At 67.2% G+C, this 22,787-nt stretch carries 23 protein-coding genes; 13 read left to right on the forward strand and 10 right to left on the reverse strand.

The genetic code is table 11. The annotated features are described in order from the left end of the window. Positions 1–20: 20 nt before the first annotated feature. Positions 21–1,643 (forward strand): NAD(P)/FAD-dependent oxidoreductase, encoded by a 1,623-nt coding sequence (locus ACZ1JS_RS14725; protein ID WP_465166717.1) that lies wholly within the window; start codon positions 21–23, stop codon positions 1,641–1,643. A gap of 261 nt (positions 1,644–1,904) precedes the next feature. Here ACZ1JS_RS14725 and ACZ1JS_RS14730 read toward each other — a convergent pair whose 3' ends face one another. The 3 genes from ACZ1JS_RS14730 to ACZ1JS_RS14740 all read right to left on the reverse strand — a co-directional run bounded on the left by ACZ1JS_RS14730 (position 1,905) and on the right by ACZ1JS_RS14740 (position 4,667). After that, positions 1,905–2,957 (reverse strand): GGDEF domain-containing protein, encoded by a 1,053-nt coding sequence (locus ACZ1JS_RS14730; RefSeq protein WP_465166718.1) that lies wholly within the window; start codon positions 2,955–2,957, stop codon positions 1,905–1,907. Between the two features lie 119 nt (positions 2,958–3,076). Beyond that, positions 3,077–3,628, reverse strand: coding sequence for a peroxiredoxin (locus ACZ1JS_RS14735; protein ID WP_465166719.1), 552 nt, complete (start codon positions 3,626–3,628; stop codon positions 3,077–3,079). A gap of 40 nt (positions 3,629–3,668) precedes the next feature. Next, complete coding sequence (locus tag ACZ1JS_RS14740; RefSeq protein WP_465166720.1) at positions 3,669–4,667, reverse strand: phospholipase A; 999 nt, start codon at positions 4,665–4,667, stop codon at positions 3,669–3,671. A 98-nt stretch (positions 4,668–4,765) separates the two neighbouring features. Between ACZ1JS_RS14740 and hisN the strand changes: the two genes are divergently transcribed. Together hisN and ACZ1JS_RS14750 are read left to right on the forward strand one after the other, a co-directional pair. Further along, positions 4,766–5,548, forward strand: a complete 783-nt coding sequence (hisN, locus tag ACZ1JS_RS14745) for a histidinol-phosphatase (protein ID WP_465166721.1) — start codon at positions 4,766–4,768, stop codon at positions 5,546–5,548. Between the two features lie 61 nt (positions 5,549–5,609). Further along, positions 5,610–6,125: a YciE/YciF ferroxidase family protein gene (locus ACZ1JS_RS14750; RefSeq protein ID WP_465166722.1), complete on the forward strand. Its 516-nt coding sequence runs from the start codon at positions 5,610–5,612 to the stop codon at positions 6,123–6,125. Between the two features lie 37 nt (positions 6,126–6,162). Here ACZ1JS_RS14750 and ACZ1JS_RS14755 read toward each other — a convergent pair whose 3' ends face one another. Together ACZ1JS_RS14755 and ACZ1JS_RS14760 are read right to left on the reverse strand one after the other, a co-directional pair. After that, entirely contained in the window at positions 6,163–6,438 is a 276-nt protein-coding gene (locus ACZ1JS_RS14755) for a hypothetical protein (RefSeq protein ID WP_465166723.1), read from the reverse strand. 57 nt (positions 6,439–6,495) lie between these two features. Further along, a complete protein-coding gene (locus ACZ1JS_RS14760) occupies positions 6,496–6,855 on the reverse strand; it encodes a hypothetical protein (protein WP_465166724.1) in 360 nt (119 codons plus the stop codon). 115 nt (positions 6,856–6,970) lie between these two features. Between ACZ1JS_RS14760 and glpX the strand changes: the two genes are divergently transcribed. The 4 genes from glpX to ribA all read left to right on the forward strand — a co-directional run bounded on the left by glpX (position 6,971) and on the right by ribA (position 10,942). Beyond that, a complete protein-coding gene (gene glpX, locus ACZ1JS_RS14765; protein WP_465166725.1) occupies positions 6,971–7,930 on the forward strand; it encodes a class II fructose-bisphosphatase in 960 nt (319 codons plus the stop codon). 289 nt (positions 7,931–8,219) lie between these two features. After that, a complete protein-coding gene (locus ACZ1JS_RS14770; protein ID WP_465166726.1) occupies positions 8,220–8,840 on the forward strand; it encodes a LolA family protein in 621 nt (206 codons plus the stop codon). Between the two features lie 249 nt (positions 8,841–9,089). After that, on the forward strand, positions 9,090–9,884 hold the full coding sequence (locus ACZ1JS_RS14775; RefSeq protein ID WP_465166727.1) for an exodeoxyribonuclease III: 795 nt from the start codon (positions 9,090–9,092) through the stop codon (positions 9,882–9,884). After that, on the forward strand, positions 9,881–10,942 hold the full coding sequence (gene ribA / locus ACZ1JS_RS14780; protein WP_465166728.1) for a GTP cyclohydrolase II: 1,062 nt from the start codon (positions 9,881–9,883) through the stop codon (positions 10,940–10,942). Before ACZ1JS_RS14775 ends, ribA begins: the two co-directional genes overlap by 4 nt. Here the strand turns inward: ribA and ACZ1JS_RS14785 are convergent, their stop codons facing one another. Genes ACZ1JS_RS14785 through ACZ1JS_RS14795 form a run of 3 tightly spaced genes read right to left on the reverse strand, consistent with a single transcriptional unit; the run spans position 10,943 to position 12,902 of the window. Then, positions 10,943–11,392, reverse strand: coding sequence for a c-type cytochrome (locus ACZ1JS_RS14785; RefSeq protein ID WP_465166729.1), 450 nt, complete (start codon positions 11,390–11,392; stop codon positions 10,943–10,945). After that, positions 11,368–12,219 (reverse strand): PEP-CTERM sorting domain-containing protein, encoded by an 852-nt coding sequence (locus ACZ1JS_RS14790; RefSeq protein ID WP_465166730.1) that lies wholly within the window; start codon positions 12,217–12,219, stop codon positions 11,368–11,370. The genes ACZ1JS_RS14785 and ACZ1JS_RS14790 overlap by 25 nt, the downstream gene beginning before the upstream one ends. Before the next feature lie 26 nt (positions 12,220–12,245). Then, positions 12,246–12,902 (reverse strand): GntR family transcriptional regulator, encoded by a 657-nt coding sequence (locus ACZ1JS_RS14795; RefSeq protein WP_465166731.1) that lies wholly within the window; start codon positions 12,900–12,902, stop codon positions 12,246–12,248. Between the two features lie 209 nt (positions 12,903–13,111). Here ACZ1JS_RS14795 and ACZ1JS_RS14800 point away from each other — a divergent pair, with 209 nt between their 5' ends. Both ACZ1JS_RS14800 and ACZ1JS_RS14805 read left to right on the forward strand, forming a co-directional pair. Next, a complete protein-coding gene (locus ACZ1JS_RS14800; RefSeq protein WP_465166732.1) occupies positions 13,112–13,801 on the forward strand; it encodes an extensin family protein in 690 nt (229 codons plus the stop codon). 49 nt (positions 13,802–13,850) lie between these two features. Beyond that, positions 13,851–14,714 (forward strand): LOG family protein, encoded by an 864-nt coding sequence (locus tag ACZ1JS_RS14805; protein ID WP_242118718.1) that lies wholly within the window; start codon positions 13,851–13,853, stop codon positions 14,712–14,714. A gap of 142 nt (positions 14,715–14,856) precedes the next feature. Here the strand turns inward: ACZ1JS_RS14805 and ACZ1JS_RS14810 are convergent, their stop codons facing one another. Then, the gene (locus ACZ1JS_RS14810; RefSeq protein ID WP_465166733.1) at positions 14,857–16,425 is read right to left on the reverse strand and encodes a lysine--tRNA ligase; all 1,569 of its coding nucleotides are present in this window, start codon (positions 16,423–16,425) and stop codon (positions 14,857–14,859) included. Positions 16,426–16,506: 81 nt separating this feature from the next. Here ACZ1JS_RS14810 and ACZ1JS_RS14815 point away from each other — a divergent pair, with 81 nt between their 5' ends. From ACZ1JS_RS14815 to ACZ1JS_RS14830, 4 genes are all read left to right on the forward strand, one after another. After that, on the forward strand, positions 16,507–17,400 hold the full coding sequence (locus ACZ1JS_RS14815; RefSeq protein WP_465166734.1) for a bestrophin family protein: 894 nt from the start codon (positions 16,507–16,509) through the stop codon (positions 17,398–17,400). 49 nt (positions 17,401–17,449) lie between these two features. Further along, entirely contained in the window at positions 17,450–17,770 is a 321-nt protein-coding gene (locus ACZ1JS_RS14820; RefSeq protein WP_465166735.1) for a hypothetical protein, read from the forward strand. A gap of 71 nt (positions 17,771–17,841) precedes the next feature. Then, positions 17,842–20,544 (forward strand): ATP-dependent DNA helicase, encoded by a 2,703-nt coding sequence (locus tag ACZ1JS_RS14825; RefSeq protein ID WP_465166736.1) that lies wholly within the window; start codon positions 17,842–17,844, stop codon positions 20,542–20,544. After that, positions 20,541–21,074 carry a SixA phosphatase family protein gene (locus ACZ1JS_RS14830; protein WP_465166737.1) on the forward strand — a complete coding sequence of 178 codons (534 nt, stop codon included), beginning with the start codon at positions 20,541–20,543 and terminating at the stop codon, positions 21,072–21,074. Before ACZ1JS_RS14825 ends, ACZ1JS_RS14830 begins: the two co-directional genes overlap by 4 nt. A gap of 139 nt (positions 21,075–21,213) precedes the next feature. On the opposite strand, the gene ACZ1JS_RS14835 is transcribed toward ACZ1JS_RS14830, so the two are convergent. After that, positions 21,214–22,500, reverse strand: a complete 1,287-nt coding sequence (locus ACZ1JS_RS14835) for an N-acetylmuramoyl-L-alanine amidase (RefSeq protein ID WP_465166738.1) — start codon at positions 22,498–22,500, stop codon at positions 21,214–21,216. Positions 22,501–22,787: the final 287 nt, after the last annotated feature.

The following is a 22,787-nucleotide window of genomic DNA, read 5'->3' on the forward strand; positions in this document are numbered from 1 at the left end:
GACAGGCTGTAGATGGCCGGATGCTTCGCATCACCGAACTCAAACTGCCCCTAAACCATCCCGAGGAGGCACTGACCGCCGCGATCCGCGACCGGCTGCGCATTACCCCGCGCGACCTGGTTCGGTACACGATCGCGCGCAGGGCGCATGACGCGCGCGACAAGGACGATATCCAGCTCGTCTATTCGGTCGATGTGACGGTGAAGAACGAGGGGCAGGTACTGAACCGCGCCAAGCGCGACCGCAATGTCGGCCCGACGCCCGATACCGGCTATCGCTTCGTCGCGAAGGCACCGGCCGACTATGCCGGCCCGCGGCCGATCGTCGTCGGTGCGGGACCGTGCGGGCTGTTCGCGGGCCTCATTCTCGCACAGATGGGCTTTCGCCCGATCATCCTCGAACGCGGCAAGGTCGTGCGCCAGCGGACGCAGGACACCTGGGGCCTGTGGCGGCGCAGCGAGCTGAACCCCGAATCGAACGTGCAGTTCGGCGAAGGCGGGGCCGGCACCTTTTCCGACGGCAAGCTGTGGAGCCAGATCAAGGATCCGCGCCATCTCGGCCGCAAGGTGCTGACCGAATTCGTGAAGGCCGGCGCGCCCGAGGAGATCCTGACCGAGGCGCATCCGCATATCGGCACCTTCCGCCTCGTCACCATGGTCGAATCGATGCGCGCGACCGTCGAGGAACTGGGCGGCGAATATCGCTTCTCGCACCGGGTCGACGATATCGAACTGGACGAACGCCCCGATGGCACGCGGCGGCTGACCGGGCTGAAGCTGTCGACCGGCGAGACGCTGGCCGCCGACGGCCCGGTCGTGCTGGCGCTAGGGCACAGTGCGCGCGACACCTTCCACATGCTACACGATCGCGGCGTGTTCCTCGAACCCAAGCCGTTCTCGATCGGCGTGCGGATCGAACATCCGCAAAGCTGGATCGATCAGGCACGGTTCGGTGCCTGTGCCGGCCATCCCGATCTGGGCGCGGCGGCCTATACGTTGTCGCACCACTGCACCAACCAGCGGACGGTCTACAGCTTCTGCATGTGTCCGGGCGGCACCGTCGTCGCCGCGACCTCCGAACCCGGGCGGGTCGCGACCAACGGCATGAGTCAATATTCGCGCAACGAACGCAACGCTAATTCCGGCATCGTTGTCGGCATCGATCCAGCGCGCGACTATCCCGGCCATCCGCTGGCCGGCATCGCGCTGCAACGCCATTGGGAAGAACGCGCCTTTGCCGCGGGCGGCGGCGCATATCGCGCGCCGGCCCAACTGCTCGGCGATTTCCTGGCGGGCCGTCCGTCGATGGCGTTGCGCAGTGTCATCCCGTCCTATCGACCGGGCGTTCACCTGACCGATTTATCGGAATGCCTGCCCGATTTCGTAGTGACCGCGATGCGCGAAGCACTGGTCGCGTTCGGTCGCACCATCCCGGGCTATGACCATCCCGATGCGGTGATGACCGGGGTGGAGACCCGGACATCGTCGCCGGTGCGGATCACGCGGGGCGACGATTTCCAGAGCGTCAACACCGCCAACCTGTTCCCCGCCGGCGAAGGTGCCGGCTATGCCGGTGGCATCCTGTCGGCGGCGGTCGATGGTATCAAGGTCGCGGAGGCGGTCGGCCGCGCCCTGGTCCGATAGGTCAGGCGATCGGCACGACCGGAGCGGCGGCCGACAACAGGACGGCGGAAACGAAGAACGCGGCGAAGGCGGCGGCGAACTGCTGGCGAAGGTCGAGACGGGTCATGATAGTTACTCCCTGCTTGGCCGCGTGAACCATTTCACCGGCGATGCAGAGAGTTTTGCAGAGGTCGTGCCAACTTTATAAGCAGTTGATTCAGAACGATTTAATTTACCGCTCGCTCGCTCGTGACCGATATTGGCGGAATCTTCCACCAGCAGTTAGTGGATTTCACCAACCATTTGGTTTCGTCCACCACGCTTCGCCGCATATAACAGGCGATCCGCCCGCGCGACGCCATCGACGATCGTCTCGTCCGAACGCAGCGTCACCAGCCCGGCCGACAGCGAGATGCCGTCGATCACCATATCGCTTTCCCGCAGCCGATAGCGCCGGGCGCCCACCGCCCGTCGCGCGCGTTCGAGCAGGGCGCTCGCCGCTGCCGGATCGAATCCGTCCAGCAGCACCGCGAATTCCTCCCCACCATAGCGCGCGACCAATTGCCCGTCGCATTCGCGCGTCAACGTTGCCGCGATCGCCTTGAGCACACGGTCGCCGACCGGATGACCATATCGGTCGTTGATCGATTTGAAATGATCGACGTCGCACAAGGCGACGTGGAACGGGCCGCCGGTCTTGCCGGCCAGCGCCGATTCGAACGCGCGACGATTGGGCAGTTCGGTCAGCGGATCGCGTCGGGCGTCCTCGTGCGCGGCGGCGAGTTCCTCGCGTAGCTCGCTGGCCTCTCGCTTTGCCTGCGCCAGCCGCGTCTCGGCGATTTCGACACGCGCGCGCATCGTCGCGGTGATCTTCGCCAGATCGGCGATCGCAGCGACGACATCGATGCACGGTACCGCGCGCAACGCATCGGCGCTGGCGGCAAGGTCGCGGCCGAAATCGCGGGTTTCATCCTGCATCGCCGTGACGGTCGATTCGAACCCGGCGACCAGGCGCTGCGTCTCGACAGCGCGCAGCCCCTGTTCTTCCGGGACGGTGGCGGCCGCCCTGTTCGGCATTGGGGCGACGCGGCCCTGGCTGTCGGCTTCGATGGCGTTGCCGAGTTCCGCGACCTCGCTGCCGGTCAACCGGACGCCGCCATCGGTCCGCCGTGCGACCTCGCGAGCGAGATCGCCCGCCGGATCGCTCAGCACCTGATAGGCGAAGCTATAGTTGACCGGGGTGGGGTCGAGCCGCTGATTTTCGAGGAAAGCGAGGATCGCACGAACCAGGCCGTTTCCGACCGGGGTCCCGCTACCGATTCTTTCCAGATACACTGCGTCTTCCCTCCGCCCCCGCGAAACCGTCGACAATGGAGTATGCCCCGATTGCTAAGATCGCGTTGCATCGGGATTTACCCTCTATGCACGATTAACGATGGGCGGCTCCCCCTCGTTCAGCGCGGCGCGGCAAGCCCGCGTACCGCCGCCAGCGTGGTACGGACATGGTCGGCGGGGTTCATGTCGGAATGGACGAAGGCGATCCGGCCATCGCGACCAATGACATAGCTGGTGCGCGTCGTCATCGTCCGCGCCTTCCCATCGGCGCCGGCCGGGCGGTTGAGTGCCACGTCGAAGCCTTGGATCACGCGCGGGCCGGCACTGGCGACGGCGAAGCGCCCGGCGCAATGTTCGTTCGAAAACGCCTGCAACTTGCCGATCGGGTCGGCCGACATGCCGATCACGGTCGCGCCCGCCGCCTTGAACTGGTCGACCGAATCGGCGAACGCCTTCGCCTCCGCATTGCAGCCGCCGGTGAACGCCGCCGGGAAGAAGTAGAGAACGACCGGTCCCTTGCGCAGCTGCGAGCGCAGGTTGAGCGTGAACGCCTTGCCCGCGATCGCCGCCTTGGTGGTGAAATCGGGTGCCTTCGCGCCGGGCGCCAATGCCGCCGACAGTGGCGCGGCAAAGGGCAGGGTCAGGGCGGCGGCAAGCAGGGCGATACGCATCGGGCGGGTTCCTCGGTCGGAAAGATCGTCGTCGGTTATGCTAACGCGTAAAGGCGATGCCAAGCCGCGCGCTCGAACTGCGCAGACGATAATCGTCGATCGCCTCGCCGTAACCGCTATATGCCTGTCCGAAAACGTACAGTCCGGTGCCGCCGCCGATCCGGGTCAGCGGATAGGAGGCGAACAATTCGCCCGCACGCCGGCTGCCCAGCGGATTGCGCAGCGTCGCGGCGATCCGCAATCCGTCGACCTGCCCGACAGCGGCGGCCAGCGACCAGTTGCCCCAATAACGGTCGAGATCGCGATAGCCGGTGCCGACATAGGTCCACAGCTTCGGCGTCGCTTCGACCTGCCAGCCATCACCGATCGGCAGGGCATAGCTGGCGGTGGCGTACAGGCGGTTGACGTCGATCGACCCGGCATCGCGGCCGTTCGAATCATGGGCATAGCCGACCGCACCGGTCACGCCGTCGCCCAGCATGCGCTGATAATAGATTTCCGGGCTGTAATTGGTGCTGCGGAACGGGCCGGACGGCGCATCGATCGCCCAGAACATCGTCTGCGTCCACGCGACCCGCACGCCGTCGAGCAGTCCGGCACCGTCGAAGGGGCGGACGGCAAGGCTGAATTGCAGCTTCGCACCGTCCGACCCCAGCCCGAATACGCCATAGATCGGCGCGTGCGGTTCGAACCGGTCGAGGAACCCCGATCTGCTGCCTTCCGCCGTCGCGACGACCGTCTCGCCCGACGACGCTGGCGGCGCGACTTGTGCGACCGTGACCGGCGCGAGTCGGTAGCGCAGCGCGCGGAACCCGCCCGGTGCGACGGTCGCCGACGCCGGATCGACCGGCACGATGCGCAGCCGCGCGCCATCGGCGGCGACGACGGTCATCTCGGCCGGTACCGCATCGACCGGCTCGCTGCCTTCGTTGAGCGCGAAGACCTGCACCCCAACCTCGGCGGCACTGGCTGATGCCGGGGGTTCGGCAACGATTCGCAAGCTTTGCGGGGCGGCGAGCAGCAGGGCGAGCGCGATCATACGCTCCTCTGTGCCAGCCATTTGCGACAACCGCGAGCAGCGTTTGCGCTTTGCCCGCTCCACCGCCTATCTGGCGCTTCGCAATGCAAAGGCCCACCATGCCCGTCACCGCCGCCGACCTGACCCTTGCCGCGCAACTCGCCGACGCCGCCGGTGCCGCGATCCGCCCGCGCTTCCGCAGCAATTACGGCCTTGAGATCAAGGACGACGCCTCGCCGGTGACCCTTGCCGATCGCGAGGCGGAGGCGGCGATGCGCACGCTGATCGAGCGCGAGCGGCCATCCGATGGCATTCACGGCGAGGAATATGGCGTCCGCGACGGCACCAGCGGCCGCGTCTGGGTACTCGACCCGATCGACGGTACGCGCTCGTTCATTGCCGGGCGGCCGATCTTCGGCACGCTGATCGCGCTGGTCGAGGATGGCTGGCCGGTGCTCGGTGTCATTGACCAGCCGATCATCGGCGAACGCTGGGTCGGCGCGGTCGGGCGCGGCACGACCTTCAACGGTCAGCCGGCACGGACGCGCCGCTGCCGCGACCTTGCCGACGCGCTGCTGGCGACGACCAGTCCGGCGCTGTTCGATGACGGGCAGTTGCACGGCTTCGAACATGTCGAGGCAAAGGTGCGCTCGACCGTACTCGGCGGCGACTGCTATTCCTATGGCACGCTGGCGTCGGGCCATATCGATCTGGTGGTCGAGGCCGGGTTGAAGCTGCACGACTTCGCCGCTTTGGTGCCGGTGGTCGAGGGTGCCGGCGGCACGATGAGCGACTGGTCGGGCGATCCGCTCCACGCCGGCAGCATCGGCGAGGTGATTGCGCTGGGGGATGCGGCGCGTCTTGAGGATGTCGTTGAACTGCTGGCCTGTCGCGGTGGGTGACGCAACCGGCGCCGCTCCGCATCGTTGAGGGGGGCATCACCCCGCAGCGAAGGAAACCGTCATGGGCCTGTTTTCAAAGGATATCGCGACGCTCGACGACCTGTTCGTCCATCAGCTCCAGGACATTTACTACGCCGAGAACCAGATCACCAAGGCACTGCCGAAGATGATCGCGAAGGCGACCGACCCCGAGCTGAAGGCCGGGTTCGAACGCCATCTGGCCGAAACCGAAGGCCAGATTCGCCGTCTGGAGCAGGTTTTCGAACTGCACGGCGCGACCAAGAAGGCGGTGACCTGTCCGGCGATCGACGGCATCATCAAGGAGGCGAACGAGGTCGCCGGCGACATCGCCGACAAGAAGGTGCTCGACGCCGCGCTGATCGCGTCGGCGCAGGCGGTCGAGCATTATGAGATCACCCGCTACGGCACGCTGATCGCATGGGCACGGCAACTGGGCCGCGAGGACTGCGCCGCGCTGCTGGCCGAGACGCTGGCCGAGGAACGCGCCACCGACGAGAAGCTGACCTCGATGGCCGAGCACAAGGTCAACGCGCAGGCCGAACTGGCGGAAGCGTGATGGGCGGGACGGGGCGGCGCCGGGCCGTCCCGTCCGTTCAGTTGGTCGGCGCCGACAGGATCGTGCGCGGCTTGCGCGTGCAATATTGCTGCGCCCCGAGCAGCCCGCATTGCCGCCCGTCCTGCTTCAATCCATCCGCCTTGCGATCGAACGCCGGTTCGTCGTCGTCGCCCAACCGGTAGCGGTCGCTGCGCCGCTCGGGACAACCCAGCGCGCGCGGCGTGACGACACAGTCGACCGGTTCGGCGACGTTCAGCTTCGTCGCGACCGGTGCCGATTGCAGGACCAACGCGAACAACAGCGTCATCGACATGGGCTTGCTCCTCCCAAAAGGCTCGATATCCGAACTCGGTATCCCGGCGATAGTTGCCTATTTCGCTAATGGCCGCGGCGCGCCGATGCTGCCGCCGCGCCGGGTCGACGCGGTCACGCCGACAAAGCCGCACCCTTGCAGGAACGCTGCGGTGCCGCACGACGGCTGCGGCACCGCCAGCAAGCGTTCGCGCTCCCCCAATGCGTCGACGGCGCGCCGATCGCCATCGGCCGGCGCCGTCGTCAACGGTACGCGGAACCGGTCGGCGGTACGCGCCGCGCAGACGAGGATTTCGTCGGGATCGGCATCGGTACGGCACGCCTGCGCAACCTGCGTGACGCTGCGCGCCCGCGCGATCATGGCCGCCGCCCGCCCTTCGTCCTGCACCATCGCCAGCAATAGGATCCACACCGTCATGCCCGTGCCTTTCGCGATCGACCCGTCGCCTTGTTATCGAACGACGCGGCTTGCCCGGCAAGCATCGCTCGCCTATCGCTCGTTTAACCCGTTTAACGGTTAGGAGCTTCGTCCAATGCAGCCTGTCAGCAACACCCTCGACCGCGTCCTCGTTCTCGAAATGGTGCGCGTCACTGAAGCCGCGGCGATCGCCGCGTCGACGCTGGTCGGGCGGGGCGACGAAAAGGCCGCCGACGCCGCCGCCGTCGAAGCGATGCGCGCTGCGCTGAACGAACTCGACATGCACGGCACCGTCGTCATCGGCGAAGGCGAGCGCGACGAGGCGCCGATGCTGTATATCGGTGAAAAGGTCGGCACCGGGAGCGGTCCCGAAATCGACATCGCGCTCGATCCGCTGGAGGGCACGACGATTTGCGCCACCGCCGGTCCGAACAGCCTTGCCGTGCTGGCGATCGCGGAAAAGGGCGGGCTGCTGAACGCCCCCGACGTGTATATGGACAAGATCGCGTGCGGGCCGGGCTATCCCGACGGGATCATCGATCTCGACAAGTCGCCGACCGAGAATGTGACGGCGGTGGCCGAGGCCAAGGGCGTCGATCCGCGCGACATCATCGTCTGCGTCCTCAACCGCCCGCGGCACGAGGCACTGATCGCCGAATTGCGCGCGGTCGGATGCGGCGTGATGCTGATCGGCGACGGCGACGTGGCGGGGGTGATCGCGACCAGCGACCCCGACACGACCATCGACCTGTATATGGGATCGGGCGGCGCGCCGGAGGGCGTACTGGCAGCCGCCGCGCTGCGCTGCGTCGGTGGGCAGTTCAAGGGGCGGCTGCTGTTCCGCAACGACGACGAGCGCGCGCGTGCCGCCAAATGGGGCGTCACCGACCTCGACAAGCAATATGACCTGACCGAGCTCGCGCGCGGCGACTGTATCTTCGCGGCGACCGGCGTGACCGACGGGTCGCTGCTCGAAGGGGTCAAGCGGCTGAAGGGCAAGATGACCACCGAGAGCGTCGTGATGCGCGCCAGTTCGGGCACGGTCCGCTGGGTGAAGGGCGAGCACCGGCTGTAAGCGTTCGATGGAACGCTGATCGTCACCGGCTGCGTGCTATGGTCTAACGACGAAGGGCAGAATAGTTCGTGCTGAGTAGGTGCTGAGCGAAGTCGAAGACCCGTATCGAAGCACACGCCAAAGACGGTCCTTCGATACGCCATTTCGACAGGCTCAATGGCTACGCAGGACGAACGGAAGGATCGGTTGGAATTGTGTCCTACTGCTTACGGCGACCGGGGCTGGATATGAACGCGGCGCAACCCGTGGGTTCACGCCGCGTTCAATGCGCCGATCCTATCCCGGCCCCATGACACGGAGACTGACCATCCGCCCGCTCGCCCTCGCCGTCGCGTTTGCCGCGCCGGTCGCACTGCATGCGCAGGCCCCGCAGAACGACCTTGCCGCCGTCCAGCGGCATTTGTCGGCGACGCAGACGATGACCGCCGATTTCAGCCAGACCGACCGCAACGGCCGCGTGCTGACCGGGCAGTTGACGCTGAAGAAGCCCGGCAAGATCCGCTTTCAGTATCAGAAGGGCGTGCCGATCCTGCTCGTATCGGACGGCAAGTCGCTTTACTTCCTCGACTATCAGGTCGGGCAGAAGCAGCGTTGGCCGATCGGCAATTCGCCGCTCGGCATCCTGCTGAACCCCGAACGCGACGCGTCGAAATATGCGCGGATCGTCCCGTCCAACGATCCACGGATCGTCAGCGTCGAGGCCTATGATCCCAAGCGCCCCGAATATGGCCGGATTACGATGGTGTTCGCGCGCCAGCCCTCCGCCCCCGCCGGGCTGATGCTGCAGGGCTGGGTCGCGCTTGATGCGCAGGCCAACCGGACGACGGTGCGGCTGACCAACCAGCGTTTCAACGTGCCGGTCGCCGACAACGCATTCCGGTTCAACGAACCGCGCCGGACCCGCCGCTGACCCCGATCCGCGAATCGCATCTGTCCGGCTTTTTTACAAAATTACGGAATGTGTTCATCTTGGCGACAGGTTCGCGGCCCTAAGGCTGATGTCGCGGTGTTGGAGCGCGTCCGGGATTTTCCCCCCTGTTGCCCGGGTCTCCAACGCCCGCCTGCGTAACGAACGCCAGGTCGGCCCTCGCTCCATGCCCCCGGAGCGGGGGCCTTTCCATGTCTGGCGCAGGTGCTGTTCCGACGATACAGGCGCTTCATGGACACGCTTTCGGTCGCTTCGTGGAATATCAACTCGGTCCGGTTCCGCATGGACATCGTCGAGCAATTCCTGCGCGAGGCGCAGCCCGATGTGCTCTGCCTGCAGGAAACCAAGGTCGAGAATCGCGACTTCCCGCACGATCCGCTGCGGCGGCTGGGCTATACCCATATCGCGATCAACGGGCAGCGAATGCACCATGGCGTCGCGGTGATCTCGAAAGTGCCGTTGGCCGAGGACTACCGGCTCGACTGGCAGGCGAATGGCGAGGCACGACATCTGGGCGTGCGGCTGGCCAACGGTTTGCGCATCGAGAATGTCTATATCCCCGCCGGCGGCGACGTACCCGACCGCGCGGTGAACCCGAAATTCGGGCAGAAGCTCGACTTCCTCGAACGCATGATCGACTGGTCTAAGGGGCTGGCGGGCATCCCGACGCTGCTGGTCGGCGATTTCAACGTCGCGCCGCTGGAAAGCGATGTGTGGAGCCACAAGCAGTTGCTCGACGTGGTCAGCCATACGCCGATCGAAGTGGAAACGCTGGCGCGGTTGCAGGCGGCGAACGACTGGGTCGATCTGGGCCGCCATTTCATCCCCGCGCCGCAGCGGCTCTATACCTGGTGGAGCTACCGCGCGAAGGATTGGGCGGCGTCGGACCGCGGGCGGCGGCTCGACCATATGTGGGCCAGCCGCGACGTCGCGGCCAAGGCGGTCGCGCACCGCGTCCACGAACCCTGCCGCGGCTGGCTGAAACCCAGCGACCATATCCCGATCGTCACCGAGTTCGCATTTTGAGCGAGACCCGTGATGTCGCGCGCGCGATCGACGCGCTGCGCCGCGGCTGGCCGATCGCGATTGCGGCACCGGGCGAGCCGGCGCTGACGCTGCTGCCGATCGAGACCGCCGATCCCGAACGGCTGGCGCGCTTCGATCCCGACGGCACCGGCCAGATCCTGTTGTCGTTTGGCCGGGCCGAGACGCTGCGCATCGTCAACCAGCGCGCCGCCGCCCAGCCCGATCATCCGGTGGCGATCCGGCGCGAGGCGTGGACCGACTTCGCCGCTGCGACCGCGCTCGCCGATCCGCAGCTCGACCTCGCCACGCCGATGAAGGGGCCGTTTCGCAGTGTCGAGTTGGCGGCACCCGTTGCCGCTGGTGCCGCGCTGCGCCTTGCCCGGGTGGCGGGGCTGTTGCCGGCCTTCGTGACCGGCGGGACCGGCGCGGAGGTGACGATCAGCCCGGCGGCGATCGACGCGCACGAGGATGCCAACCGGCTGGCGATCGTCACCCGTGCGCGGTTGCCGGTGGCGGGGGCCGAGGACAGCGAGATCGTCGCGTTCCGCACCCCCGATGCCGCGGGCGAACATGTCGCGCTGGTGATCGGTCAGCCCGATGGCCGCCCGCCACTGGTGCGGCTGCACAGCGAATGCCTGACCGGCGATGTGCTTGGCAGTCTGAAATGCGATTGCGGGCCGCAGCTTCACGCCGCGATCCATGCCATTGCCGACGCGAACTGGGGCATCCTGCTCTATCTGCGGCAGGAGGGGCGTGGTATCGGGTTGGTCAACAAATTGCGTGCCTATGCGCTGCAGGATCAAGGGTTTGACACGGTCGACGCCAATACGCGGCTGGGCTTTGCGATCGATGCGCGCGATTTTGGCGTCGCGGGGCGGATGCTGGCACTGCTCGGGCAGCGGCAAATCCGGTTGCTGACCAACAATCCGGCGAAGGTCGCAGGGCTGGAGGCGACGGGGATCACCGTCGTCGAGCGCGTGCCGCATCACCTGCCCGCCAACCCACATAACGAACGCTATCTGGCGACCAAGCGCGACCGGACCGGGCACCAGCTATAGTCAGCGGCTTTCCGACCGGAGATAGGCGATCAGGTCGGCGCGCTCCATCGGGTCGCGGACGCCCGCAAAGGCCATGCGGGTGCCAGGCACCACCCGCGACGGCGCGGCGAGCCATGCGTCCATGCGCGCGGCGTCCCAGCGGCCGCCATGGTCCTTCAGCGCCTGGGTATAGCCGAAGCGCGGATCGCTCGCGACCGCACGGCCGAGGATGCCGTGCAGATTGGGTCCGGCCAGCGCCTGCCGCCCCTTGCCGATCGTATGGCACGCCGCGCACTGGCCGAAGGCGCGGTGGCCGGCATCGATATCGGCATAGGCGAGCAGCGTCGTGAGGTCGGCATTCGGCCCGGCCGCGCGCAGCCGGCCGGCGCGGTCGGCATCGCCGCCGCCGCATGCCCCCAGCAGCAGCGCGAGGAACAGCCAGCGCATCAGTTCTGCCGCAGCGTCTTCCACGCGACGCGCTGCAATGCCTTGACGACTGCCGGGGTCAGGCCGAGGTCGCGGGCGGCGCGTTCGTCCGGTCCCAGCCGGCGGACGTCATAGCCGGTGACTCGTCCGAAAATCGTCAGCGCCTCCAGATAATAGCCGGCGGTGCTGCCGTGATAATGATCGTCGGCCCATAGCCCGACCTTGCCCGGGTCGATCCCGTCATAGGGATCGGCATCGGCGATGCCGATGGCGATCGCATCGTTCCACGCGCTGCCGACCGGGATCGTGCCGGCGATCCCCGGGACCGTCCGCGCCACCTGTCGATTGGCCGCCGCCAGATCGTTGGCCATCGTCGCGATCGGCTTGCCCGACCAGCGGCTGCCGGGGCGATAGGTCAGGTCGGCGCGCGACCAGGTTTCGACCAGCTCGACCCGCGCACGGGGGTTGCGGGCATGAAACAGCGCGGCGAGCCTGCCCGCCGCTGCGCCGTGCCGCGTGGCGTCGCCCGGTCGTTTGGCGTCGAGCGTCGAATAGCCTTGCAGGATCACCACGTCCCAGCGCCGGTCGATCGCCGCGCGCCGGTTGGCATCGTGATAGGCAAGATCCTTGCCCGGCGAGGTTTCGAGCGAGACCGTCCAGTCGAGCCCGGCCTGTTCGGCGAAGGTGCGGAACAGCGCGGGCACGCCACCGATGGTTTCGCCGTTCAGGTCGGTGACGCTGTCGGGGCGGTAGCGCTCGACCGGCGACCCGGCGCCGAAGGTGAAGCTGTTGCCGATGAACAGGATGTCGCGCGCCGATGCCGGGGCGAGGGAGAACGAAAGAGCGGTCAGGGTCAGGAGCAGACGGATCATGCGCCCTTCTACCCCAGCAACCCGCGTCAGGCGACCGCCGCCGCGGCGAATTGCGCGCGCAGATCCTCGATCGTCGCTTCCAGATGGCGGGTCAGCATCTCGCGTACCGCCACCCCGTCGCGCGCCAGCCATGCATCGAGCAGCGCGCGATGCTCGACATAGGCGCGGTCGCCGCGGCCGGCCGGGCGCAGATGTGCGACGACATAGCGTTCGGCGAGCACCGACAGGCGCTGTACCAGTTCGATGGTCAGGTCACGCCCGTTCGCCGCCACCAGCGCCGCGTGGAAGGCACGGTTGCGCGCCGCCGCCTCCAGCAGGTCGCGGGGCGCCGCCCCGTCGAGTCGTTCGAACGCATCGATCACCGCCGAGCGGCGCTGCTCGTCGGCATGGATCGCGGCATAGGCCGCCGCCCCCGGTTCGACCGACAGGCGCAGTTCGTAGATTTCCTCGGCCTGCATCGCCGACATCGGCCGCACGGTATAGCCGCGATTGGCCTGTCCGGCGACCAGCCCTTCCTGTTCGAGCCGGGCCAGCGCCTCGCGCAGCGGGATCTTGCTGACGCCCAGTTCGCTGGCCAGCGCGTCCTGGCGGATCGGGAAGGTCTCGGGCAACGCACCGCTGACGATTCGTTCGCGGACGATCTCGAACACGCGATCGGACAGGGTTCGGACGACGATGGTCACGCTGCATTCCTTTGCGAAGCGGTCCGTTACCGGATGACGACGAAGATATCCGAATTCCGGACATCCAAAAGTCGTACATATTCAAAAAACCGGCCAGTAATCAATCTTTTCGTGACAGCGGTTACCGGGTGATCCGGTTCACGGCGCGACAGCACGGTCGGTCGCATCGCGGCTTGTCGCAGCCGCGGCGACGTGGAACCAAGATGGGGATGGCCGTTCCCCGTTTCACCGCCCTGTTGCCGATATTGCTGCTGTCGGCCTGTATCGGTGGCGACCGGCGCGAACCCGCCCCGCCGCCGGCTCGGCCGATCGCGCCGCGCGCATCGGGTCCGGTCACCCTGTCGGGGCAGACGCCGCGCGATACCCAGCAATGTTTCGCCGATCTGTCGCGCGCCGAGGTCCGTTTCAGCCCGCTGCCCGATCGCGATTACGGGTCGGGCTGCGTCGTGCTGGGGGCGGTGCAGCTCCTCGATATCGGCACGCCGGTAAACGGGCTGAAGGCGATACGCTGCCCGACGGCGCGCGCGCTGGTCGGCTGGGTCCGCCACGGCGTGCGCCCGGCGGCGCGGCAATTGCTGGGCAGCGACGTGACCCGCATCGACAGCTACGGCACCTATGTCTGTCGCGGGATCGTCGGCGGTGGCAGCCGCGCGGCGGGGCGGGTGTCGGAACACGGCCTCGCCAACGCCGTCGATATCGGCAGCTTCGTGCTGGCGGACGGCCGGCGTATCTCGATCGAGCGCGACTGGAACAGTCCCGACCCGCAGGTTCGCGAATTCCTGCGCATCATCCACCGATCGGCGTGCAAGCGCTTCGTCACGACGCTCGGCCCCGAATATAATGCAGCGCACGCCAACCATTTCCATTTCGACATGGGCGGGCGGCCACTGTGCCGGTGATGCAAGGCGCTTGCCGCTGTCTGCGGGCGTGCTTACAACTTCGCCACCTATGACCGATACAAAAGTACCGTCCCGCGTGTTCCGCGGGGCCAAGCAGGAGGCCGAGGCGGCCCGCGCCCAGCTTTCCACCCCGCAGACCGAGCATCCCGCCTATCGCCTGGCGTTTCAGGACATGGAGTTCCTGCTGCGCGAGGATTTGCGGCCGGTGCGGTTCCAGCTCGAACTGCTCAAACCCTCGCTGCTGCTCGACGAGGCGAACATCGCCTCGACCTTCGTCATCTATGGCTCGGCACGCATTCCCGAGCCGGAAAAGGCCGAAGTGCTGCTCGACCTCGCGCAGGACGACAAGGCGCGCGCGATCGCCGAGCGGATCGTCGCCAAGTCGCATTATTACGACGTGGCGCGCGAGCTGGCCTTCAACGCCAGCCAGTTTCCCAACGACGTCAATGGCAAGCGCCACTTCGTCGTATGTTCGGGCGGCGGCCCGTCGATCATGGAAGCCGCCAATCGCGGCGCAAACGAAGCCGGCGCGGAGTCGATCGGCCTTAACATCGTCCTGCCCCACGAACAGGCGCCGAACCCGTACGTCACCCCGGCGCTGTCGATGCAGTTCCACTATTTCGCGCTGCGCAAGATGCACTTCCTGCTGCGCGCGCGGGCGGTCGCGGTGTTCCCCGGCGGCTTCGGCACGTTCGACGAAAGCTTCGAGCTGCTGACGCTGATCCAGACCGGCAAGATCGAACCGATCCCGGTGCTGTTCTATGGTCGCGAATTCTGGGACCGGGTGGTCAACTGGGACGCGCTGGTCGAGGAAGGCGTGATTTCGGAACGCGATCTCGACCTGATCACCTTCGTCGAAACGGCGGAGGAAGGGTGGAACGTGGTCAAGAAATTCTACGAGGACCGGAAATAGGGGCGGCTTGCCGCTCTTGCCACAGGCGTCACCCCAGCGAAGGCTGGGGTATCCCGGTTACAGGGCGCGGCCGGAGCCGCAGGAGACCCCAGCCTTCGCTGGGGTGACGCTTGTGGCTCCGGCGTAACCGGGTTCGCGCCTCCTACCGCGCCAGTGCGTCGGCGATCAGTTTCCGGCTGTTGTCGATGCCGTAGAGCGCGATGAAGCTGCCCATGCGTGGCCCCTGCGACGTGCCGAGCAGCGTTTCGTAGCAGGCCTTGAACCAGTCCCGGAGCGACTCGAAGCCGGCGGTCTTGCCGATCTCGTACACCGCATTCTGAATCTGTTCGGCACCGGCGTCGGCGGGCATCGCCGCAAGGTCGGCATCGAGCCGTTCGAGCGCAGCGCGTTCGATCTCGGTCGGGGCGCGGCGTTCGGGCTTTTCCGCCACATCGCGGACATAGGCCAGCGCATGGTCGATCAGCGCGTCGAGCGCCGGATAGCGCTCCGCCGACGCATCCTCGACATAGTTGGCGAGATAGCCCCAGACCTGCGGCTTGGTCGCCTCTCCCATCACGCCGACGAGGTTGAGCAACAGGCCGAACGTCACCGGCAGCGTTTCGGCGGGCGGCGGGCCGCCATGGATGTGGTGGACCGGATTGCCCAGCTTCTGCTCGATCGGCTGCGCGTCGTAATTGGCCCGGAACTGCCAATATTCGTCGATCGCGCGCGGGATCACGCCCAGGTGGAGCTGCTTGGCCTTTTTCGGCTCGCGATAGGCATAGAAGGCGACGCTTTCGGGCGGACCATAGGTCAACCATTGTTCAAGGCTGAGGCCGTTGCCCTTCGACTTCGAAATCTTCTGGCCATGTTCGTCGAGGAACATTTCATAGTTGAAGCCCTCGGGCGGGCGGGCACCCAGCACGCGGGCGATCTTCGACGACTGGGTGACCGAATCGATCAGGTCCTTGCCCGCCATCTCGTAATCGACGCCCAGCGCCACCCAGCGCATCGCCCAGTCGACCTTCCATTGCAGCTTCGCACCGCCCGACAGGACCGATTGCTCGACGCGGGTGTCGCCGTCCATGAACGCGACCATGCCGGTCTCGGCGTCGAGTACCTCGACCGGTACCTGCAGCACGATGCCGCTGGTCGGGCTGATCGGCAGCACCGGCGAATAGGTCGCGCGGCGTTCGGCGCCCAGCGTCGGCAGCATGATGTCGAGGATCGCCTGATAATGGCGCAGCACGCCCTTCAGCGCATCGTCGAACCTGCCGCCGCGATAATAGTCGGTCGACGACGCGAATTCATAGTCGAAGCCATATTGGTCGAGAAAGGCGCGGAGCCGGGCATTGTTGTGCGCGGCGAAGCTGGAATGGGTGCCGAACGGATCGGGGATTTCACTGAGCGGCTTGCCGAGATGCTCGCGCAGCATGTCGCCGTTCGGCACATTGTCCGGCACCTTGCGCAGGCCGTCCATGTCGTCGGAAAAGGCGATCAGGCGGGTCGGCTGGTCCGACAGTTCCTCGAACGCGCGACGGACCATCGTCGTGCGCAGCACTTCGTTGAACGTGCCGATATGCGGCAGCCCCGACGGGCCATAGCCGGTTTCGAACAGGATCGGCGCGCCATCGGGTTTCCCGTCGGGATAGCGCTTGAGCAGCTTGCGCGCCTCTTCATAGGGCCAAGCCTTTGAAACCAATGCTGCATTGCGGATTTCTGCGTCGATCATCCGGTCCAGATACGCGGTCGGCCGCAATATTTCCACCTGTTGCGACGCAACCTTGATGCAGGTTGGGCGTAGCCTGTTGCGATGATCGTATCCGACGCACCCCGCCTGTCCCGCATCGTCTCCGAAGTATGGAAGCCCGCGCTGGCACTGTTCATCTGGGACGTGATCGTCACCGGCGTCTATTTCGTGCTGCCGTTCAAGGCGCCGTCGCTGCCGCTGACGATCTTCGGCTCGGCGTTGGCGCTGTTCCTCGGCTTCCGGGTCAATTCCGCCTATGCGCGCTGGTGGGAGGGGCGATCACTATGGGGATTGATGATCAATGCCTCGCGCAACCTGGCGCGTGGCGCGATTGCGTTCATCGGGCCGGAGAATGAGGGGCAGAAGCGCGACCTGAAGCGGTCGATCGTGTTGCGGCACATCGCCTATGTCCATGCGCTGCGCTGTCAGTTGCGACGTCAGGATTCGAAGGACGAGGTCCACCGCTTCCTGTCCCGCGACGAGGCGGGCGAACCGCTGGGGCGGACCAACGTCGCCAACGGGCTGCTCGACGGGACCGGCGCGCGCATCGCCGAGGCGCAGCGGCGCGGGTGGATCGACAGCATCCAGCAGACCAGCCTCGAAAGCGTGCTGATCGACATCGCCAACGCGCAGGGCGGCATGGAGCGGATCAAGAACACGCCGCTGCCGGTGCAATATCGGTTCCTGCCGTCGTTGTTCACCCGGCTGTTCTGCATCGTGCTGCCGATCGGGCTGGTCGAGACGCTGGGCATCGCGACGCCGCTGGGGTCGGGGCTGGCCGGGTTGATGTTCCTCGCGGTGCTGCAGATCGGCGAGGATCTGGCCGATCCGTTCGCCAACAACGTCCACGACCTGCCGCTGACCGCGATGTGCCGTACGATCGAGATCGACCTGCTGCAGGCGATTGGCGATTCCGCGCCCGAACCGCTCAAGCCCGTGAAGGGCGTGCTGTGGTGACGGAACCCGGCCGCGAACGAACCGGTTGGGCCGTTGACGGAGGATGACGATGGCCGACGAACACAAGCCGACGAAGAAGATGGCGGCGAATGCCGAAAAAGGTCTGAAGCTGCGCGAGGAATTCGATCGCGGCGGGACCGAGGCCGGGGTGAAGCGCGCCAAGCAGATCGTCGATGGCGGGCCGATGTCCGATGCCGACGTCAAATCGATGCACAGCTATTTCGCGCGGCACGGCGTCGACAAGGACGGCAAGGCCCATAGCTGGGGCGATGATGAAGACCCGTCGGCGGGCTATATCGCATGGCTATTGTGGGGCGGCGACGAAGGCAAGGAATGGGCCGACCGGCAGCGGGAAAAGATCGGCGACTGAATCCTCCCCGTGCCGGGGAGGATTTTAGCGTTCCACTTCCGTTCTGACACCGGGCGCGGTAAGGCTCACAAATGCTCCCCTATCCCGCCCTGCATGCCAGCCATTCGGGTGTCTGGATCGCCGATGCGATGGGCACGCGCGAGGTCAGTCGGGGGGAGGCGATCGCGTGCGTCGCCGATACGCCGACCATCGTCCTCAACGCGCCGCTGATCGGGCAGCGGCTAGGCTATGCCGAATTGTCGGGGCTCGACCTGCTCGAACTCTTCGCCTTCGTCCATCCGGCGCGCTTCGCGGTGCCGACGCCCAAGGGCATCGCGCAGGCGCTGAGCTTGCCGCTGCCTGTCGATGAGGCCGGTGTCGCGGCGCTGCTGCGCGCGGCGGCGGCGGCGTTGATCGCGACGGCGTCGGCGCCATGGCCCGAACAGGAGGGGGCGTGGACCGCCGCGCAATCGCTGTTCCGGCTGCGCTGGCCGTGGGCGCCGGCGCTGGGGCAGGTGCTGCCCAAGCCGGCGACCGCCGAACGCTGGCTGTTCGCGAAGCTACCAGAGTGGGAGGAAGCGCCGCCACGGGGGCACCCGCGGACGGTCACGCTCGCTCCCGACGCGGTTGCCGAACGGCTGACGACCCTGACCGGCCAGGGGGCCGAGACGCGCCCCGGCCAGCGCGCCTTTGCCGCCGCCGCCGCCGATGCCTTTGCCCCGCGCGTGGCGCGCGACACGCCCAATCTGGTGCTGGCGGAGGCGGGAACGGGGATCGGCAAGACGCTCGGCTATCTCGCGCCGGCATCTTTGTGGTCGACGCAGGCCGATGGCGCGGTGTGGGTGTCGACCTTTACCAAGGCGCTGCAACGCCAATTGGCGCAGGAAAGCGAGCGCGTCTTTCCCGATCCCGTCGAACGCCGCGCGCGCGTCGTCACCCGCAAGGGGCGCGAAAATTATCTCTGCCTCCTCAACCTCGAAGACGCATTACAGGGCGGGTTTCAGAGGCGGGCGGCAGTGCTGGCGCAACTGGTCGCGCGCTGGGCGGCATATAGCGCCGATGGCGACATGGTCGGCGGCGACCTGCCCGGCTGGCTGCCGACCTTGTTCCGGCGCAACGGATCGACCGCGCTGACCGACCGGCGCGGCGAGTGCATCTATGCCGGCTGCCCGCATTACCGGAAATGCTTCATCGAACGCGCCGCGCGGGCGTCGGCACAGGCCGATATCGTCATCGCCAACCATGCACTGGTGATGGTCAACGCCGCGCGCGGGCGCGAGACCGGCACGCGCCCGACCCGCTATGTGTTCGACGAAGGCCATCACCTGTTCGATGCCGCCGACGCGATGTTCTCCGCCGCGCTGACCGGCATGGAGGCGATCGAGATCCGCCGCTGGGTGCTGGGGCCGGAGGGCGGCGGACGCGGGCGGCGGCGGGGGCTGGCCGCGCGCCTGTCCGACGTCGCCAGCTATGATTCAGCCGGCGCCGAGGCGGTGGCGGCAGCGGTCGATGCCGCACGGCTGTTGCCCGCCGAGGGCTGGCTGGCGCGGGTGCAGGAGGGCAATGCGTTCGGTCCGGTCGAGGAACTGCTCGCCTGCGTGCGCGGCGCGGTGTTCGCGCGGGCGAAGGATGGCGAGGCCGGCTATGGGCTGGAGACCGAACTGACCGAGCCGCCGCCCGAACTGGTCGATGCGGCAGGACCGGCGGCGCAGGCGCTCGACGCGCTGCTGCGTCCGCTCATTGCGCTGGGCAAGCGGCTGGAGGCGGTGCTGACCGAAGGGCCCGACTGGATGGACGGTCCGGCGCGCGCGCGGATCGAGGGGGCGATCGCCTCGCTCGGCTGGCGGGCGGAGACGGTGGCGGCATGGGGGCGGCTGCTGGCGCGGGTCGGCGGCCCGGTCGATCCCGATTTCGTCGACTGGCTGGCCGTCGACCGCGTCGAGGGGCGCGAATATGACATGGGCCTGCATCGCCACTGGCTCGACCCCAGCCGTCCGTTCGCCGAAACGGTGCTGAAGCCTGCGCATGGCGTGCTCGTCACGTCGGCGACGCTGCGCGCGGGCGGCGACTGGGACGTGGCCGATGCGCGGGTCGGGGCGCCGCACCTGATGCGCCAGCCATCGCATTTCGCCGCGACCAGTCCCTTTGCCTATGCACAACAGGCCGAGGTGCTGATCGTCACCGACGTGAAGCGCGGCGACCTGCCCGCGCTGGCCAATGCCTATGGCCGGCTGATCGTCGCGGCGGGGGGGGGGACGCTGGGGCTGTTCACCGCGATCCGGCGGTTGCGCGGCGTCCATGCGCGCATCGCCGACCGGCTGGCACGCGACGGATTGCCGCTCTACGCGCAGCATGTCGATCCAATCGATACCGGCACGCTGGTCGATATCTTTCGCGACGACCCGCGCGCGTCGCTGATCGGCACCGATGCGCTGCGCGACGGTGTCGATGTCCCCGGCCATTCGCTGCGGATGGTGGTGATGGAGGGGGTGCCGTGGGTGAAGCCCGGCGTGCTGCACGCCGCGCGCCGGCTGGCGGGGGGTGGCAGCGCCTATGACGACCGGATGGTGCGCGCGCGCCTCGCCCAGGCGTTCGGGCGGCTGATCCGCCGTGCCGACGATCGCGGGTTGTTCGTGCTGCTGTCGGCGGCGATGCCGTCGCGGCTGCTCGGCGCGTTCCCCGATGGGACACCGGTCGTGCGCTGCACGCTGGACGAAGCGGTCGCGCGTGCTCTTTCCTTGGGTAAAGAAGTGGGGCATGGGGCGCATGCCCTGCCGATGGAGCCCTTGCCATGAAGACGCTGACGCTGCTGCGCCACGCCAAGTCGAGCTGGGACGATGCCATCGCGCGCGATTTCGACCGGCCGCTGAATGCGAAGGGCGCCCGCGCCGCGACCGCGATGGGTGCGCATCTGCGGCAACTGGGCTGCAAGTTCGATCATCTGGTCGCCAGCCCGGCGGTGCGCGTCGTCGAGACGCTCGACCATTTCCGTCGCGGTTACGGCACCTTGCCCGACGAACAGAGCAACCGTGCGCTGTATCTGGCGTCGGCGGGGACGCTGCTCGACACCGTTCGCGCGCTGCCGCCCGAGGTCGATCGCGCGCTGCTGGTCGGGCATAATCCGGGGCTGGAGGACCTGGTCCTGCTGCTCTCGGCCGAAAGCAATCCGCTGCGTGGGGCGGTCGAGGAGAAGTTTCCGACCGCCAGCGTCGCGGTGCTCGAACTTGATGGCGACTGGGCCAGCGCGTGCGATGGGTGCGGGCATCTGGTCACGTTCGTGCGGCCGCGCGATCTGGACCCGAGCCTTGGGCCGGGGCACGACTGAACGATCGACCCGCTTCGGCGACAGCGTCACCCCAGCGAAGGCTGGGGTATCCCGGTTGTGACGCGAGGCCAGAGCCGCACGAGGCCCCAGCCTTCGCTGGGGCGACGCGAGGGGATAGCGTTTCGTTCGCTGCGCGCAATCACCGCGCCGCCATGCGCCGCGCGAAGTGAATCTCCACCGCCTGCGTCACGCTCTTCGCAATCGCCTTGCGGCCCTCGACTGAATCGAGCCGCTTTGCGTCACCCTCGTTCGACAGATAGCCGGTTTCGAACAGGATCGACGGCAGGTCGGGCGCCTTGAGCACCATCAGCGACGCCATGCGGTGATAGTTGGATTTGAGCGGGATCACGCCTTTCGCTTCGCGGCCGAGCAATCGGGCGAAGCCGGCCGATTCGTTCATCGTCTCGCGCTGCGTCAGGTCGATCAGGATCGAGGAGATATCGGCCGATTGCCGGCCGAGATCGACCCCGGCAAGGATATCCGCCTTGTTCTCGCGCGCCGCCAATCGCGCGGCTTCGCGGTCGGACGCGACTTCGGACAGGGTATAGATGCTGGCACCGCTGGCATCGGGATTGTCGGCGCTGTCGCAATGGACCGAGATGAACAGGTTCGCCCCCAGCCGGCGGGCGATGGCATAGCGTTCCTGCAGCACCAGAAACTGGTCGCGGTCGCGGGTCATGGCGACGCGGACCCGGCCCCCGGCGAGCAACGCGTCGCGGATCGCGCGCGCGGTCTTGAGCGTCAGGTCCTTCTCGCGCAGCCCGCCATGCGGCGAGATCGCGCCGGGATCATGCCCGCCATGACCGGCATCGATCACGACCAGCGGCCGGTCGGCATCGCCGTCCACCTTCGGCAATGGCAGGCCACGCCGGGCGCGGCCCCCCGGCACCGCGACGCTGGCGGTCGCGCGCTGACGGCGGTCGACGACCATCGCCGCGGAGGAAGACGCCGGCACGATCGCGCCGACCACCGGCTGGGGCAGGAAGCGCATCCGTCCGCCCCCGGCCGCGCGCGCGAAACGCTGCGCACTTACCGGGCGAAGGTCGAGCGTCAGACGACGTCCCCCGTCGGAAAAGCCGCCGCCGGTAACCATCGCGGATTCGGCAAGGTCGAGCACGATGCGGCTGCCATCGTTGCCGCGCACGCCCTGCCGTACCGCGCGGACCGATCCGCCGGCATCGCCGCGTCCGCCGGGACGGATACCGTCGAGGTCGATGACGATGCGGTCGGGGCCGGCCATGGCGAAGCTGCTGGCGGCACGGGCCGGCGTGTCGAGGCGGATGACGATCCGATCGCTATCTACTGCGATCGCGTCGACTCGCTGGGCTGCGGCGGGCGACGCAGCGGCCGCGAACGTCAGGGACAGCGCGACCGCGTGCCGTGCGCCCAGACGTCCGATCCGAAAGCTGGTCCCGCGCAAAGCCATGACGAAACGCCTCTTCCCCCTTTTTCGCGAACCCGTGTCCTACCGGCTTCGGCGACAAACAGGTCCTAATAATCATGGTGAAGGTTAACTTAACCTAAAACGCCCGCCAATTTAACCGTATAAGGAAGCATGGCCGCGCTGTTGCCGTTCCCGGTGACGAATGCTACGCCTATGCCCACGTCGGTGCCGGGCCTGTCCCGGCGGAGCCGACGCGACATCCCGCGCGCAACCGCCTGCGGGATTTATTCAGGTTGATGTTCGCATGTGGCAAGTTCCGTCCCGTACCG

The sequence above is a fragment of the Sphingomonas sp. BL-S-05 genome (genome assembly GCF_055521695.1).

Coding starts and splice junctions, on each gene's coding strand:
- ACZ1JS_RS14725 (WP_465166717.1), top strand. CDS start 21: ATGCTTCGCATCACCGAACTCAAACTGCCCCTAAACCATCCCGAGGAG.
- ACZ1JS_RS14735 (WP_465166719.1), bottom strand. CDS start 3,628: ATGCGTATCGCCCTGCTTGCCGCCGCCCTGACCCTGCCCTTTGCCGCG.
- ACZ1JS_RS14740 (WP_465166720.1), bottom strand. CDS start 4,667: ATGATCGCGCTCGCCCTGCTGCTCGCCGCCCCGCAAAGCTTGCGAATC.
- hisN (WP_465166721.1), top strand. CDS start 4,766: ATGCCCGTCACCGCCGCCGACCTGACCCTTGCCGCGCAACTCGCCGAC.
- ACZ1JS_RS14750 (WP_465166722.1), top strand. CDS start 5,610: ATGGGCCTGTTTTCAAAGGATATCGCGACGCTCGACGACCTGTTCGTC.
- ACZ1JS_RS14755 (WP_465166723.1), bottom strand. CDS start 6,438: ATGTCGATGACGCTGTTGTTCGCGTTGGTCCTGCAATCGGCACCGGTC.
- ACZ1JS_RS14760 (WP_465166724.1), bottom strand. CDS start 6,855: ATGACGGTGTGGATCCTATTGCTGGCGATGGTGCAGGACGAAGGGCGG.
- glpX (WP_465166725.1), top strand. CDS start 6,971: ATGCAGCCTGTCAGCAACACCCTCGACCGCGTCCTCGTTCTCGAAATG.
- ACZ1JS_RS14770 (WP_465166726.1), top strand. CDS start 8,220: ATGACACGGAGACTGACCATCCGCCCGCTCGCCCTCGCCGTCGCGTTT.
- ACZ1JS_RS14775 (WP_465166727.1), top strand. CDS start 9,090: ATGGACACGCTTTCGGTCGCTTCGTGGAATATCAACTCGGTCCGGTTC.
- ACZ1JS_RS14790 (WP_465166730.1), bottom strand. CDS start 12,219: ATGATCCGTCTGCTCCTGACCCTGACCGCTCTTTCGTTCTCCCTCGCC.
- ACZ1JS_RS14800 (WP_465166732.1), top strand. CDS start 13,112: ATGGCCGTTCCCCGTTTCACCGCCCTGTTGCCGATATTGCTGCTGTCG.
- ACZ1JS_RS14805 (WP_242118718.1), top strand. CDS start 13,851: ATGACCGATACAAAAGTACCGTCCCGCGTGTTCCGCGGGGCCAAGCAG.
- ACZ1JS_RS14810 (WP_465166733.1), bottom strand. CDS start 16,425: ATGATCGACGCAGAAATCCGCAATGCAGCATTGGTTTCAAAGGCTTGG.
- ACZ1JS_RS14815 (WP_465166734.1), top strand. CDS start 16,507: ATGATCGTATCCGACGCACCCCGCCTGTCCCGCATCGTCTCCGAAGTA.
- ACZ1JS_RS14820 (WP_465166735.1), top strand. CDS start 17,450: ATGGCCGACGAACACAAGCCGACGAAGAAGATGGCGGCGAATGCCGAA.
- ACZ1JS_RS14825 (WP_465166736.1), top strand. CDS start 17,842: ATGCTCCCCTATCCCGCCCTGCATGCCAGCCATTCGGGTGTCTGGATC.
- ACZ1JS_RS14830 (WP_465166737.1), top strand. CDS start 20,541: ATGAAGACGCTGACGCTGCTGCGCCACGCCAAGTCGAGCTGGGACGAT.
- ACZ1JS_RS14835 (WP_465166738.1), bottom strand. CDS start 22,500: ATGGCTTTGCGCGGGACCAGCTTTCGGATCGGACGTCTGGGCGCACGG.